The sequence below is a fragment of the Polynucleobacter sp. es-GGE-1 genome (genome assembly GCF_018882005.1).
GTDB lineage: Bacteria > Pseudomonadota > Gammaproteobacteria > Burkholderiales > Burkholderiaceae > Polynucleobacter.
Window position 1 is genome coordinate 55,630 of sequence record NZ_JACVPE010000011.1, and the last position, 14,070, is coordinate 69,699.

Annotated in this window: 14 protein-coding genes and 1 tRNA gene; 9 read left to right on the plus strand and 6 right to left on the minus strand. The window is 45.7% G+C overall.

What is annotated here, in order from left to right; all coding sequences use genetic code 11:
• Positions 1-6 precede the first annotated feature (6 nt).
• Positions 7-474, plus strand: coding sequence for a hypothetical protein (locus tag ICN35_RS10295; protein ID WP_255535806.1), 468 nt, complete (start codon positions 7-9; stop codon positions 472-474).
• Between the two features lie 14 nt (positions 475-488).
• Here the strand turns inward: ICN35_RS10295 and ICN35_RS10300 are convergent, their stop codons facing one another.
• The 5 genes from ICN35_RS10300 to ICN35_RS10320 are packed head-to-tail and all read right to left on the minus strand — an operon-like array spanning position 489 to position 4,662.
• Positions 489-902: a biopolymer transporter ExbD gene (locus ICN35_RS10300; RefSeq protein WP_215296868.1), complete on the minus strand. Its 414-nt coding sequence runs from the start codon at positions 900-902 to the stop codon at positions 489-491.
• Between the two features lies 1 nt (position 903).
• Entirely contained in the window at positions 904-1,596 is a 693-nt protein-coding gene (locus ICN35_RS10305) for a MotA/TolQ/ExbB proton channel family protein (protein ID WP_216127381.1), read from the minus strand.
• A 5-nt stretch (positions 1,597-1,601) separates the two neighbouring features.
• Positions 1,602-2,288, minus strand: a complete 687-nt coding sequence (locus ICN35_RS10310) for an energy transducer TonB (protein WP_216127384.1) — start codon at positions 2,286-2,288, stop codon at positions 1,602-1,604.
• Complete coding sequence (murI, locus tag ICN35_RS10315; protein ID WP_216127386.1) at positions 2,285-3,109, minus strand: glutamate racemase; 825 nt, start codon at positions 3,107-3,109, stop codon at positions 2,285-2,287. Before murI ends, ICN35_RS10310 begins: the two co-directional genes overlap by 4 nt.
• A 29-nt stretch (positions 3,110-3,138) precedes the next feature.
• Positions 3,139-4,662 (minus strand): fumarate hydratase, encoded by a 1,524-nt coding sequence (locus ICN35_RS10320; RefSeq protein WP_216127388.1) that lies wholly within the window; start codon positions 4,660-4,662, stop codon positions 3,139-3,141.
• A gap of 185 nt (positions 4,663-4,847) precedes the next feature.
• Here ICN35_RS10320 and acs point away from each other — a divergent pair, with 185 nt between their 5' ends.
• From acs to ICN35_RS10345, 5 genes are all read left to right on the plus strand, one after another.
• Complete coding sequence (acs, locus tag ICN35_RS10325) at positions 4,848-6,821, plus strand: acetate--CoA ligase (RefSeq protein WP_370625684.1); 1,974 nt, start codon at positions 4,848-4,850, stop codon at positions 6,819-6,821.
• Between the two features lie 59 nt (positions 6,822-6,880).
• Positions 6,881-6,971, plus strand: a tRNA-Ser gene (locus tag ICN35_RS10330).
• Between the two features lie 109 nt (positions 6,972-7,080).
• Entirely contained in the window at positions 7,081-7,383 is a 303-nt protein-coding gene (locus ICN35_RS10335; protein WP_216127389.1) for a YciI family protein, read from the plus strand.
• A gap of 64 nt (positions 7,384-7,447) precedes the next feature.
• Positions 7,448-7,804 (plus strand): DUF6516 family protein, encoded by a 357-nt coding sequence (locus ICN35_RS10340; protein WP_216127390.1) that lies wholly within the window; start codon positions 7,448-7,450, stop codon positions 7,802-7,804.
• The gene (locus ICN35_RS10345) at positions 7,801-8,148 is read left to right on the plus strand and encodes a winged helix DNA-binding protein (protein WP_215296882.1); all 348 of its coding nucleotides are present in this window, start codon (positions 7,801-7,803) and stop codon (positions 8,146-8,148) included. Before ICN35_RS10340 ends, ICN35_RS10345 begins: the two co-directional genes overlap by 4 nt.
• 3 nt (positions 8,149-8,151) lie before the next feature.
• Here the strand turns inward: ICN35_RS10345 and ICN35_RS10350 are convergent, their stop codons facing one another.
• Positions 8,152-8,745 carry a DUF1080 domain-containing protein gene (locus ICN35_RS10350; protein WP_215296884.1) on the minus strand — a complete coding sequence of 198 codons (594 nt, stop codon included), beginning with the start codon at positions 8,743-8,745 and terminating at the stop codon, positions 8,152-8,154.
• Positions 8,746-8,901: 156 nt separating this feature from the next.
• On the opposite strand from ICN35_RS10350, the gene ICN35_RS10355 reads away from it, so the two are divergent.
• The 3 genes from ICN35_RS10355 (at position 8,902) to fdhF (ending at position 13,989) form a co-directional block, all read left to right on the plus strand.
• Positions 8,902-9,126 carry a hypothetical protein gene (locus tag ICN35_RS10355; RefSeq protein ID WP_216127391.1) on the plus strand — a complete coding sequence of 75 codons (225 nt, stop codon included), beginning with the start codon at positions 8,902-8,904 and terminating at the stop codon, positions 9,124-9,126.
• Positions 9,127-9,270: 144 nt separating this feature from the next.
• Positions 9,271-11,073 carry an NAD(P)H-dependent oxidoreductase subunit E gene (locus ICN35_RS10360; RefSeq protein WP_216127393.1) on the plus strand — a complete coding sequence of 601 codons (1,803 nt, stop codon included), beginning with the start codon at positions 9,271-9,273 and terminating at the stop codon, positions 11,071-11,073.
• 21 nt (positions 11,074-11,094) lie between these two features.
• Positions 11,095-13,989: a formate dehydrogenase subunit alpha gene (fdhF, locus tag ICN35_RS10365; protein ID WP_216127395.1), complete on the plus strand. Its 2,895-nt coding sequence runs from the start codon at positions 11,095-11,097 to the stop codon at positions 13,987-13,989.
• Positions 13,990-14,070: the final 81 nt, after the last annotated feature.

Sequence of the window (14,070 nt, forward strand, 5' to 3'; positions counted from 1 at the left end):
ATCAACATGAATTTACTCAAACTCCTACTGTGCTTTTGCCTGACTTTTTCATCTTTCACTGCATGGGGTGTTGATGTTCTGGAATTTCATTGCAAACGTTCAGAAAAAGGATATACAGAAGAGTATGAGATGAAGATCACTCTTGCATCTGGAGCGCAAAAAGCGAGAGTATTTCTAGATGATCGTGACCTAGATCAGTCGGACGCTTATGGCAAGCAAGTGGTAAAGAGTGTGACTCTAGCTCGCCCTAATATTTTTATATTGATCGAAGCCAATTTTGAGCCAGAAAATCTGATGGGCGTAGCTTACTCTGCTGGAACGGTCTCTACACACATGACGCTTGACCCAGTCACTAGCAAGTTAAAGAAGGTGGAGAAAATTCAGGGTGGGATCTTGGGTGAGACGATGGGCGATGGCACCTACATTACCGAAGAAACGTGTTTGCCTTCTAAGATGCCCTATAAGTCGAAATAGAATCGCAATAAAGTTTAATCAGGCTCAGTCACAAATCCTAGCTTAGTCAGGCCAGCGCGACGCGAAGCCGCCAAGACTTGAGCAACATATTCATATTTCACGGATTTATCAGCCCGCAAATTAATCTCTGGTTGGGGATTTTTCTGTGCTGCCTTCTCGGCATAGCCATCAAATGTCTTTAAATCAATCGGTGTGCTATTCCAGAAGATTTGACCCTTGGCATCAATGCTGAGCTGAACGGACTCGGGTTTGATTTCATTACGAACACTATTGGCTTTGGGTAGTTCAACTTTGACCGCTTGCTGAATCACGGGCAGTGTGATGATAAAAATAATCAGTAACACCAGCATGACGTCTACCATCGGCGTCATGTTGATTTCCGCCATGATGGCGTCTTCGTTCTGATCGTCTGACATATGGAAAGACATCTTATTCTCCAGACTTCACACGTGCACCAGTCACAAAATAGGCAAGTAAGTCATTGCCAAAGCGATTGAGCTCTGCAACCAGTAATTTATTAGCGCGATTAATCGCGTTAAATCCGAGTACCGCAGGGATAGCCACTGCAAGGCCTAAGGCAGTCATGATCAAGGCTTCCCCGATTGGCCCTGCTACTTGATCGATTTGCGCGCTCCCTGAGCTGCTAATGGAGATCAGTGCATGATAGATACCCCAGACGGTACCGAATAAACCAACAAAAGGGGCGACTGCTCCAGTTGACCCTAAAAAAGTGAGACCTTTCTGAAGACTAGCAGATATATTGTCAATGCCATTCTTAATGCTTCTAGCCATCCACTCTGAATAATTCAAAGTTTGCAAAAGCTCACGGCGATCACTCGATTGACTCTGATGGTGAATGGAAGCGTCAGTAGCTGATTTAGCAATCTGATAGTAAGGGTTCATCCTCGGATTACTAAAGGATTGCAGTCCTTGTTCATAGGAGCTTGCATGCCAGAACTGATCAAGCTCAGGTCTCAATTTGCGCAGGTTGCGCAGTTCCCAAAAGCGGGTGAGTAAGATCACCCAAGTCACGATTGAGCAGGTGAGCAACACAATCGCCACAAAGCGAGTGATGGCATCGCCCTCAAGCCATAGATTTGCAATTCCAAATGGTGTATTCATAGTCCTTAATTCTTGAGATTAAATTTAATTAAAAGATTAGTAGAAATTCTTTGGGGTGAGCCATTGACTAAAAAAGGTTTAAACCGGTAACGTCTGCCAATATCGGTTGCTGCACGGTCCAGTCGGGGAAAAGCGCTTGATTGCAATATAGCAACATCTTCTACTTCTCCCGCCTCAGAAATAATTAATCGGACAACTACGGTACCTTGTTCACCAGATCGTTTGGAGAACGAAGGGTAATAAGCATCAGCATCAGGTTGATATACAACGACCAGTTTACCAATGTCCGTCTGTATGGGTGTGCCGCTAGCACCCCCTGTTGTAGAAGGGGCAACAGCCGCATTTTGCATCTGGGCTTCACTCTTGGTTTGCTGCTGAGTTTGTTGGCTAGTATTCTGAGTCTGTGGAGGCGTTGGTTTTTGTGATGATTTATCCTCCACAGTTTTTTTCTTAGGCTCTTCCTTGGGTTTGGGTGGCGGAGTAGCAGGAGCTTGCTGACTTTTATTGGCAGCGGTATCAGGACTGACTAAATTAGCCATGACCCGTGCATCATCCATTTTGGGCGCACGTGATGAAAAATGTAAAAACTCTAAAGCCGGCAGGGCATGCAATAGCAGCACGATGCCAATAATGATGCGTTCCGTTTTTGTAAACGGAAGACGTGCATCGATCTTCTCCAAAAAAGTGCTCATTGAATGCTACCCAATAAACTTGAGCTGACATCGTGAGAATCGAGATCACTCTGCATTAAATCTTGCGCCATCTTGAGTAAGGTAAGCTCATCTTTGCTGCTCACAAAGTGCACTGCCCCATGATCTCTTAAGGATGCACCTTTCGTTAATTTACTAGCGGAGTCTAGTTGCTCTAATTGACGCTTTAATTGTCGAACGACGGCTTCGCTCGTATCGATTAGGGTGATCGTGTCACCTAATAATTTGCGAATCGCGTTTCTCAAGAATGGGTAATGAGTGCAACCTAAAACCAAAGTATCTGAACCTGCATCTTGAATAGACTCCAGATGCTTTGCAAGCAGCTCCAAGGTTTCTTCACTATCCGCTTTGCCAGCTTCAATCAATGGCACTAGTCCAGCGCCAGCTTGTTTGATGAAACGACAATGATTGGGGAGGGTGGCTAATAATGCATTGAATTTATCGCTCTTGAGAGTGGCTTCAGTTGCCAAGACACCCACAATGCCATTTTCAGATTGCATGGCAGCAGGCTTGATGCCTGGTTCAACACCGATGACTGGCACTAGCACTTCAGCTCGAATATGTTTGATGGCTTCAGCAGTAGCAGTATTACAAGCAACCACAATGGCATCACATCCGGCATCGGCTAAATATTTGCAAAGACTTAAGCTGCGCGCAGAAATCCATTCACTGGATTTTTCACCATATGGTGCGTTTACAGAATCTGCTAAATAAATATAGTCATGTTGCGGAAGCTGACGTAGGGCTTCATCCAAAATGGATAAGCCACCTACGCCAGAATCAAAAACGCCTATAAGCGACAATTCGGTGCCAATTCAAAAGCCAACATGTATTACGCAATCGTGACTGGAATATTGCCAATCTTCGCTTGCCATTCTTTCGGGCCAGTCTCATGCATTGAGATACCTTCGGAGTTCACGGCAACGGTTACCGGCATATCTTTGACATCAAACTCATAAATTGCTTCCATGCCGAGATCAGCAAAGCCAACTACTTTAGAAGTTTGTATTGCCTTAGATACTAAGTAAGCAGCACCTCCTACAGCCATGAGATAAGCAGATTTATGTTTCTTGATCGCTTCAATTGCTGCAGGACCACGCTCAGCTTTTCCAATCATGGAAATCAAGCCCGTTTTAGCTAACATCATTTCAGTGAACTTATCCATGCGGGTGGAAGTGGTGGGACCTGCTGGACCAACTACTTCATTGCCAACTGGATCAACTGGGCCAACATAGTAGATCACGCGATTCTTAAAGCTGACTGGCAATTCTTCGCCTTTAGCCAACATATCCTGAATCCGTTTATGAGCGGCATCGCGTCCCGTCAAGATTTTGCCGTTTAACAATAGTGTCTGCCCCGGTTTCCAGCTCGCCACTTCCTCAGCAGTCAAAGTATCTAAATTGATGCGTTTGGATTTTTGTACATCAGGTGTCCAGGTAACATCTGGCCAATCTGACAGAGAAGGGATCTCTAATTTTGCTGGACCATCGCCGTGTAAATGGAAATGCACGTGACGAGTTGCCGCACAGTTAGGAATCATGGCGACGGGTAAGGAAGCTGCGTGGGTTGGGTAGTCCAAGATCTTAATATCAAGCACAGTAGCTAAGCCACCTAAACCTTGCGCACCGATACCTAATTTATTGACCTTCTCGTAAATCTCGAGACGCAATTCTTCTACGCGATTTTTTGCTCCACGCACAATCAGCTCTTGAATGTCGACTGGACCCATCAGAGCTTCTTTAGCCATCAACATCGCTTTTTCTGGAGTACCGCCAATACCAATACCGAGGATGCCGGGAGGGCACCAACCGGCGCCCATCGTCGGAACAGTCTTCACTACCCAGTCAACGATAGAGTCGGAAGGATTAAGCATGACCATCTTGGCTTTGTTTTCTGAACCACCACCTTTAGCGGCGCATATCACTTCAACATCATCGCCCGGAACGATTTCATAATGAATCACTGCTGGGGTGTTATCGCCAGTATTTTTGCGTTTGCCTGCAGGGTCAGCTAACACTGAAGCACGCAAAGTGTTTTCTGGATTGAGGTAGGCACGACGAACACCTTCGTTCACCATGTCAGTGACGCTCATCGTTGCATCTGACCACTGTACGTTCATGCCAATTTTGAGGAAAACCACAGCAATGCCGGTATCTTGGCAAAGTGGGCGATGACCTTCAGCGCACATCCGACTATTGGTCAAAATTTGGGCAATCGCATCCTTGGCAGCTTCGCCTCTTTCAAGGGAGTAAGCCTTACCCATGGCATCAATGAAATCTTTGGGGTGGTAATAAGAAATGAACTGGAATGCGTCTGCAACGCTTTGAATGAGATCGTTTTGTTTGATATTTGTCATGGCTTTCTAGCTTATTTCCACATTAATAGTAAGGTTTGGCCTATTTTAAGGGTTTGCCATAGAGCAAATCCCGAGTGTTTTCACTTATCTTTAAAAGTTCAGAAGGTCTAAACCCGCCATTTTGCGACATTTTGCGCATTTTGAGATGTAAAGGCCATTGATTGTTAGATAGAGGGCTGCGAAGCATGGAACCATTAAAGCAAGAAAACCGCGTATTTCACCCACCTGCAGATTTTGTAAAGGGTGCGGCAATTCCAGGCATGGATGCCTATACCAAGCTTTGTGCTGAAGCGGAAAAAGATTATGACGGTTTTTGGGGGCGTCTTGCAAAAGAAAATATTTATTGGAAAAAGCCGTTTACCAAAGTTTTAGATGAATCTAAAGCGCCTTTCTATAAATGGTTTGAAGATGGCACAACAAACGCTTCTTATAACTGCTTAGATCGTCAAGTCGAAGCCGGCTTAGGCGATAAAACCGCCATCATTTTTGAGTCTGATGACGGTAGCGTTACTAAGGTCACATACAAAGAGTTGCTTGAGCGCGTGTGCAAAATGGCAAACGCACTGCGCAAAATGGGCGTCAAGTCTGGTGACAGTGTCATTATTTATATGGCAATGACTATCGAGGGCATTATTGCCATGCAAGCGTGTGCTCGTATCGGTGCAATTCACTCTGTAGTGTTTGGTGGATTCTCGGCGCAAGCCTTGCGCGATCGCATTATGGATGTTGGTGCAGTTGCAGTGATTACTGCTGATGGCCAGTTCCGAGGTGGCAAAGCATTGCCTTTAAAGGCAATTTGCGATGAAGCCCTTTCCACTGGCGAATGTCCTAAGGTAAAGCACGTGATTGTGAGCAAGCGTACTGGTGCTGATATTGCCATGACGGCAGGGCGTGATGTTTGGATGCGAGACATCATGGCTCAGGAAGCAACGACTTGTGAGCCGGAGTGGGTCAGTGCTGAGCACCCATTGTTTATTCTTTATACATCAGGCTCTACTGGTAAACCTAAGGGTGTGCAACACTCCACAGGGGGCTACCTCTTGTGGGCGATCCTCACTATGAAGTGGACCTTTGATATCAAACCTAGCGATGTGTTCTGGTGTACTGCTGACATTGGTTGGGTAACAGGACACTCCTATATTACTTATGGCCCACTCGCAGTGGGTGCCACTGAGATTGTGTTTGAAGGTGTGCCAACCTATCCTAATGCGGGTCGCTTCTGGGACATGATTCAAAAGCACAATGCCACTATTTTTTACACAGCACCAACTGCAATTCGGTCTTTGATCAAAGCGTCGAGCAATGATGAGGCCGTTCATCCAAAGAGCTACAACTTAACTTCCTTACGCCTCTTGGGTTCTGTTGGTGAACCAATCAATCCAGAAGCGTGGATCTGGTACTACGAGAATGTGGGTGGTTCACGTTGTCCAATCGCAGATACCTTCTGGCAAACCGAAACTGGTGGTCATATGATTTCTCCATTGCCAGGTGCAACACCAATGGTTCCAGGTTCATGTACCTTGCCATTGCCAGGCATTCAAGCAGCCATTGTGGATGAAGCGGGTGTAGACGTGCCCAATGGTCAAGGCGGTATTTTGGTTGTGAAGCGTCCATGGCCTTCCATGATCCGCAACATTTGGGGTGATCCAGATCGTTTTGTGAAGTCTTACTTCCCTGAAGAGTTGGGCGGCACTTTATATCTCGCTGGTGACGGTGCTATTCGCAATAAAGATACTGGTTACTTCACCATTACTGGCCGTATTGATGACGTCTTGAACGTTTCTGGTCACCGCATGGGAACTATGGAGATCGAATCTTGCTTGGTGGCTAATCCTTTAGTTGCTGAAGCCGCAGTGGTTGGTCGTCCAGATGAGCTCACTGGTGAAGCAATTTGTGTATTCGTGGTTCTCAAAGGCGGTCGCCCAACAGGTGATGAGGCTAAAAAGCTTGCAACGGAATTGCGTAATTGGGTTGGTAAAGAGATTGGCCCAATTGCTAAACCAAAAGATGTACGTTTTGGTGATAACTTACCTAAGACCCGTTCGGGCAAGATCATGCGCCGTCTATTGCGTGTAATCGCGAAGGGCGAGGAAGTCACTCAAGATACCTCTACGCTAGAAAACCCAGCGATTTTGGATCAACTCAAAGAGTCTCTCTAAGCTGTCTTCATGGGGGTTTGAGGCGAATCCCTTTCGGCAATCGTATAATCAACGGTTCCGGAAGGGTGGATGAGCGGTTTAAGTCACACGCCTGGAAAGCGTGCGTAGGTTAATAGCCTACCGCGGGTTCGAATCCCGCCCCTTCCGCCATGTATCACGAAAACCACCTGCGGGTGGTTTTTGCTTGATGGTTTACCGTAATATCTGAGTGACTAAGGTAAATAAAGTTAATAAGGTTAATAAAATATTTGGAGGCAATATGATTTTTGCAATTCTATTAATGGATCGTCCTGGTACATCAGAGCTGCGAGTACAAATACGTCCAGAGCATCGTGCTTACTTGGCACAACAAGCAGAGCGCATGGCTTTTGCTGGGCCCCTCACTTCTGAAGATGGCAATACCGTAGTGGGTAGTTTGCTGGCAATGGATTTTCCAAGTAGGGCAGCTGTGGATGCATGGTTAAAAGATGAGCCTTTCACTAAAGCGGGCGTATATGAAAAACCGGTGATTCATGTGTTTACTAACATGTGGGCACAGAAGGCTGGATTTCCACCTGCATAAAAAGATCCCTATATTGAGGATGGGTTGTTACTTTTGGTATATCATTAGCTGATATAGTTTGGAGATGAAGAATGTCGGCATCTCCACATTACTAGACCTGCATCAACAGGTTATAGATCAAGAGGATGGTTACTGGGTGAAGATTGAGGCTTGGCAGGTTGAGGTTACAACTGCAATTCCACATGGTGTCCGGTATTCGTTGACACTCCATGATCCTCAGGGCTTGAGGATCATGGGCTATGACAATGCCCATGCCCTAAAGACTAGATCTGGTTATGCTGGAAGAAAATTACCATATGACCATAAGCATCGAAGTTCTCATGATCAAGGGGTTCACTATGTATTTAAAGATGCATATCAGCTACTAGGCGATTTCTTCCTTGATGTTGATAGAGCATTAAAGGCGGCTAAAGGGAAATGAAAGTTATCAAAATTGGCATTGCATCACAAGAAGAAATTCGAAAACGCATACTTGCAATTGCAAGAGGCGATTTGAAGGCTAAGTCGAGTGATCCTAAAATATGGTTTACCTCTATGCGCTCTTTAGCGCAGGTTTTAAGTGATGAAAACCGGGCCCTGTTGGAAGTCATTCGATCATCTAAGCCCGTGTCGATCTCTGAGTTAGCAGACCTCACTGGTCGTAAGCAAGGTAATTTATCTAGAACACTAAAAACGATGTCGAATTACGGGCTTGTAAAAATGAAAAAGCAGGATAGGGCATTAAAACCCATAGCCTGCGGCGATCGTATTGAGATTTTTGTATAAATCTTAAATTGGCTTGATCTGAACTTTCCTGAACTTGATCGTTCCGCCTGCAGATTGCAGGGCAATGGGGCCTTCGGCAAAGCGACTGTCTTGCGCATCGGCGACAGTAACAACCCCATTCATCGTCACTTTGAAATGCGATCCATTAGCAACGATCTCCATCGTGTTCCAACGTCCACCAGCTTTATGAATCGGATCCACTTTTGCGACATCCACAATTGCGCCAGTAGCATAAGCTTGTTCCGGGCGAGTGTCCCAGATATTGATTTCATAAGAGTTATTTGCAGAGACTTTATTGGGGTCTTGGCAGCGAATAAAGATACCGCTATTAGTATTGGATTCAGCCCAAAATTCTGCTTTGATAACAAAGTTCTTATAAGTTTTGGTGCTTACCAAAAAACCGCTGGGCTTATTACCTTCAACAATTCCATTGCCAATGACCCAACTCGCGTTACCCACAATATTCCAGCCGTTGAGGCTCACCCCATCAATCATGTCTACAAAACCATCTTGATTTTGTGCATGAGCAACGCTGCTAAAAAGAATGGTTTGAGCACAAAGAAAGAGTGCGGCTAGGAATTTCAAGGTTGATTTCATAGGAGGTCTCCACTGAAGTTATATTATTTATTTGGAACCTGTTGATTGTTGCTGATAATGGTCGCGTAGTGCAAGTAGCGGCTTTCCCTGAAAGTTGTCAGACAAAAGTTGATCTACTACGTCTATATTGACCTCAGAATCAAGTAGACTTGCATTATGAATTTGACAAAATCGCGCCTTCTCCTCATTTTTACTATTTTTGCTGCTTTAAACCTTACAGCCTGTGGCTCGATTGAGTCTGCCGCTCAGGATGACTGCACCTCCATTGGTTGGCAAATCGGTAGTAAAGGCTATCAAGACTGCTATAAGGCACGTCTTTACGAGCGGAAGCTAGACTACTCTTTACCCCCAGGCGATAAGCCATCTCCATCCCTTCTCTAATATCAGGGTTTACCCTGATTTCAATCCCTTGAGCGCCGTCAAGGACTTAGGGGTTGAAATAACCCAAAATCAAGCGTTATTTTGCGTTTTAGCTAGTTTTGAGTAGCGCAAATGGATGCATTAAAACGATAAAGATTAGAGAATATGAATTACCCAAAGCCTTCACAAGAAGTTAAAGCAGTTGCAGTGGCTACTGCAGATGATTTGAGGGAGACCATTCGCCGAAAAAGTAAATTAAAAGGTCGTCAAGCAGATGACACATCTTTGGCAGAGGTTCGACAGCTGATTGGTGAGGCGGCCCATCGTCGAGACTTGCTGATTGAAAATCTTCATAAGCTGAATGATGAGTATCGTGCATTACATGATCGACATTTGGTTGCTCTGGCAAAAGAAATGAATTTGCCTATGGCTGAGGTTTATGAAGTCGCCACCTTCTATCATCACTTTGAGGTAGTGCGCGGCAACGATCCTGTGGCGGATATTACTGTGCGCGTATGCGATGGAATTGCTTGTGAATTAGCTGGTGCACAAAACCTATTGGCTAAACTTCCTGCGATTTTAGGAAATCCCAAGGTCAAAGTAATAGCAGCTCCTTGTGTGGGTCGTTGCGAGCAAGCGCCTGTAGCGGTAGTGCATCAATATCCAGTGCTATTTGCTACAGCAGAAAAAGTTAAGGCTGCGGTCAGCAACCAATTAACTACCCAGCCAATGGCAAAAGATGATGCCAGCTTTGATCCGGCGGCGTTAGCAGAGCATGGTGTATCTACGCAAGGCGAGAATCAAGCAGTTTCACCTGACTATGTTGGCTATGAGGCTTACCGTGCTCAAGGTGGTTACACATTAGCTAGAGAAATTCATGAAGGTAAGAGAGACGCTGAGAGTGTAATCAAGGCGATGGAGAGTTCTGGCCTGCGTGGCTTGGGTGGCGCAGGTTTTCCAGCAGGTCGTAAGTGGCGCATCGTGAAAGATCAAACAGCACCTAAGCTCATGGCTGTCAATATTGACGAAGGTGAGCCTGGCACTTTTAAAGATCGAACCTATTTAGAGCGTGATCCCCATCGCTTCCTTGAGGGCTTACTCATTGCAGGAAATGTCGTTGGGATTAATGCTTGCTACATTTACTTGCGTGATGAGTATCACGGCTGCCGTGAATTGCTCGAAAAAGAGTTAGCAAAGCTCAAAGCAAATCCACCATTTCCGATTCCTAATATTGAATTGCGTCGCGGTGCAGGGGCCTATATCTGCGGTGAAGAATCCGCCATGATTGAGAGTATTGAAGGTAAGCGTGGCGAACCCCGGATGCGTCCGCCATACATTGCACAAGTGGGTTTATTTGGTAGACCAACTCTAGAGCACAACTTTGAAACTCTGTATTGGGTGCGTGACATTGTTCAACGCGGTCCAGAGTGGTTTAGTTCTTTCGGTCGTCATGATCGTAAAGGCTTGCGGAGTTTTAGTGTAAGTGGGCGCGTGAAAATGCCAGGTGTGAAGTTGGCACCAGCTGGTATCACGATTCAAGAATTGATTGATGAGTACTGTGGTGGCATGCAAGATGGTCATCAGTTCTATGGTTATTTACCGGGTGGCGCATCGGGTGGTATTTTGCCGGCGACCATGAATGATATTCCGCTGGACTTTGATACCCTGCAACCGTACGGCTGTTTCATCGGTTCTGCTGCAGTGATGGTGTTTAGTGACAAAGATAAAGCACGTGATATGGCTTTGAATGTGATGTACTTCTTTGAGCACGAGAGTTGTGGTCAGTGCACTCCATGCCGAGTTGGTACCGGTAAAGCTGCGAAATTGATGCAAGCGAAATCATGGGATCAAGAAACCCTCGAAGATTTGGCTACTGTCATGGTAGATGCGTCGATTTGTGGCTTAGGTCAAGCCGCACCAAATCCGATTCGTTGTATTCATAAATATTTCCCACAAGAAATCATATAAAAAGGGAAGAACGAGACACCTATGAACGCACCAACCAATCCAAAAGAAATCGAACTCCAAACCGTTGAGTTCAAGCTCGACGGCAAGACGATTGTTTCTTATGAAGGCGAAACTATTCTCAAGGCTGCAAAACGTCATGGGATTGATATTCCCCATCTCTGTTTCAAAGATGGTTACCGTCCTGATGGTAACTGCCGAGCTTGCGTTGTGGAAATCAATGGTGAGCGTACCTTAGCTCCAAGTTGCTGCAGAAGTGCAACATCAGGCATGGAAGTTAAAGCCAATAGCGAGCGCGCTGTAAAAAGTCAAAAACTGGTACTGGAGATGTTGCTCTCCGATATGCCTGATGAAGGTTTTAAGTGGGTTGGTGATAGCAAAGCAGAAGAACAAAAGCATCAACATGGTGAGCTCAGTACTTGGGCTGCGCGGATGGATGTCACAGTGCGCCCAGAGCTGAAAGCCTTACGGCGTGAAAAAGTTGCTCACGATATTTCCCATCCAGCAATGGCAGTTAATCTTGATGCCTGTATTCAATGTAATCGTTGCGTGCGTGCTTGCCGTGAAGAGCAGGTCAATGATGTCATTGGCTACGCGATGCGTGGGGCCCACAGCGAGATTGTGTTTGATCTCAATGATCCAATGGGTGACAGCACTTGCGTTGCCTGTGGCGAGTGTGTACAAGCATGTCCTACTGGTGCATTGATGCCAAAAGGCTTAATTGGCTCACAAATAGTAGATCGCAAAGTGGATTCTGTATGTCCGTTTTGTGGCGTGGGTTGTCAGATAACTTACAACGTCAAAGATGAAAAGATTGTGAGTGTTGAGGGTCGCGATGGCCCAGCCAACCATAATCGTTTATGCGTCAAGGGCCGCTTCGGCATGGATTACATCCATAATCCACAGCGCTTAACAAAACCACTCATTCGTAAACCAGGGGTGCCTAAGGATGAATCTATTCTAGAAGGTAAGCAAGACTGGTCAGATATCTTCCGTGAAGCAACTTGGGAAGAGGCTTTGGATTTTGCTGGCGGCAAGCTTAAAGAGTTAAAAGACAAACACGGCCTTAAGGTCTTGGCTGGCTTCGGCTCTGCTAAAGGTAGTAATGAAGAGGCGTATTTATTCCAGAAATTAGTTCGTACTGGATTTGGTAGCAACAACGTTGATCACTGCACTCGTCTTTGCCATGCCTCATCTGTTGCAGCGCTATTAGAAGGTGTTGGTTCGGGCGCTGTTAGTAACCAAGTCAATGATGTTGAGCACTCCAGTTTGATTTTCTTGATTGGATCAAACCCAACAGCTAATCATCCTGTTGCTGCAACTTGGTTTAAGAATGCTGCTAAACGCGGTGCCAAGATTGTGCTGTGCGATCCTCGTATGACCGAGATCAGTAAACATGCTTGGCGCACCATGCAATTCAAGCCAGATACCGATGTGGCAATGCTCAATGCCATGATCTATACGATTATTGAAGAAGGTTTGGCAGACAAAGACTTCATTACGAATCGTGCCAATAATTATGAAGCGCTAAAAGACAATATCAAGGGCTATAGCCCTGAAGCTATGGCGCCGATCTGCGGTATTCCACCCGAAAATCTGCGTGAAGTGGCTAGAGAGTTTGCCACTACAAAATCAGCGATGATTTTGTGGGGTATGGGTATTAGCCAGCACGTTCATGGCACAGATAATGCACGCTGCTTAATCGCCTTGGTGAGCATCACCGGCCAAATTGGCAAGCCTGGCTCAGGACTGCATCCACTGCGCGGTCAAAATAACGTGCAGGGTGCGAGTGATGCTGGTTTGATTCCGATGATGTTCCCTAACTATCAACGAGTTGATAATCCAGAAGCGCATGCTTGGTTTGAAAAATTCTGGGAAACGCCTCTTGATAAGAAGCCTGGCTATACCGTGGTAGAGATCATGCATAAGATTACTGCGCCTGATAGTGATCCAGATAAAATTCGCGGTATGTATGTCGAGGGTGAAAACCCAGCAATGAGCGACCCCGATCTTAATCATGCTCGCCATGCACTAGCCTCTCTAGAGCATTTGGTAGTGCAGGATATCTTTATGACTGAAACCGCATTGCTCGCTGACGTTGTTTTACCTGCAAGTGCTTGGCCTGAGAAGGTCGGTACTGCAAGCAATACGGACCGTATGGTGCAGATGGGTAAAAAAGCAATCAATCCTCCTGGCGAAGCTAAGCCAGATCTGTGGATCATTCAAGAGATTGCTAAGCGTATGGACCTCAATTGGAATTACCCAGGTCCTGATGCTGGAGTTGCAGCAGTCTATGAAGAAATGCGTCAAGCAATGCATGGCGCAATTAAAGGCATTACTTGGGAGCGCCTTGAAAAAGAATCGAGTGTCACTTACCCTTGTTTATCACTTGAAGATCCTGGTCGTCCAATTGTCTTTGATGACTCTTTTGATACTCCTGACGGCAAAGTCAAACTCGTTCCTGCGGATATCATTCCTGCAAATGAGCGCCCCGATACTGAATATCCATTTGTACTTATTACTGGTCGTCAGTTGGAGCATTGGCATACCGGTAGTATGACGCGCCGTGCAACCATACTGGATGCAATCGAGCCCATGGCAACTGTCTCAATGCATGGGGAAGATATGACCCAGTTAGGCGTTTCTGCTGGTGATGTCATTACTGTGCAATCACGTCGTGGCGAAGTTGGTATCCATGTGCGTAGAGATGATGGTACGCCAAGAGGGGTGATCTTTATACCATTTGCCTACTATGAAGCTGCGGCAAATTTGATTACCAATTCTGCATTAGACCCATTTGGCAAAATCCCAGAATTTAAATATTGTGCAGTCAAGCTCGCTAAGGGCGGTGATGTTGCCAAGATTATGGGCTACGGCACTAATGCACCAAATGGACCAGAGTTAACCGTCAATATCTAAGCGTCTATTCGTTCAGATTTATTGCAGTAAAAAGGCTCCAAAAATGGAGCCTTTTTACCTAGAGCTCACGAATTTGATTTG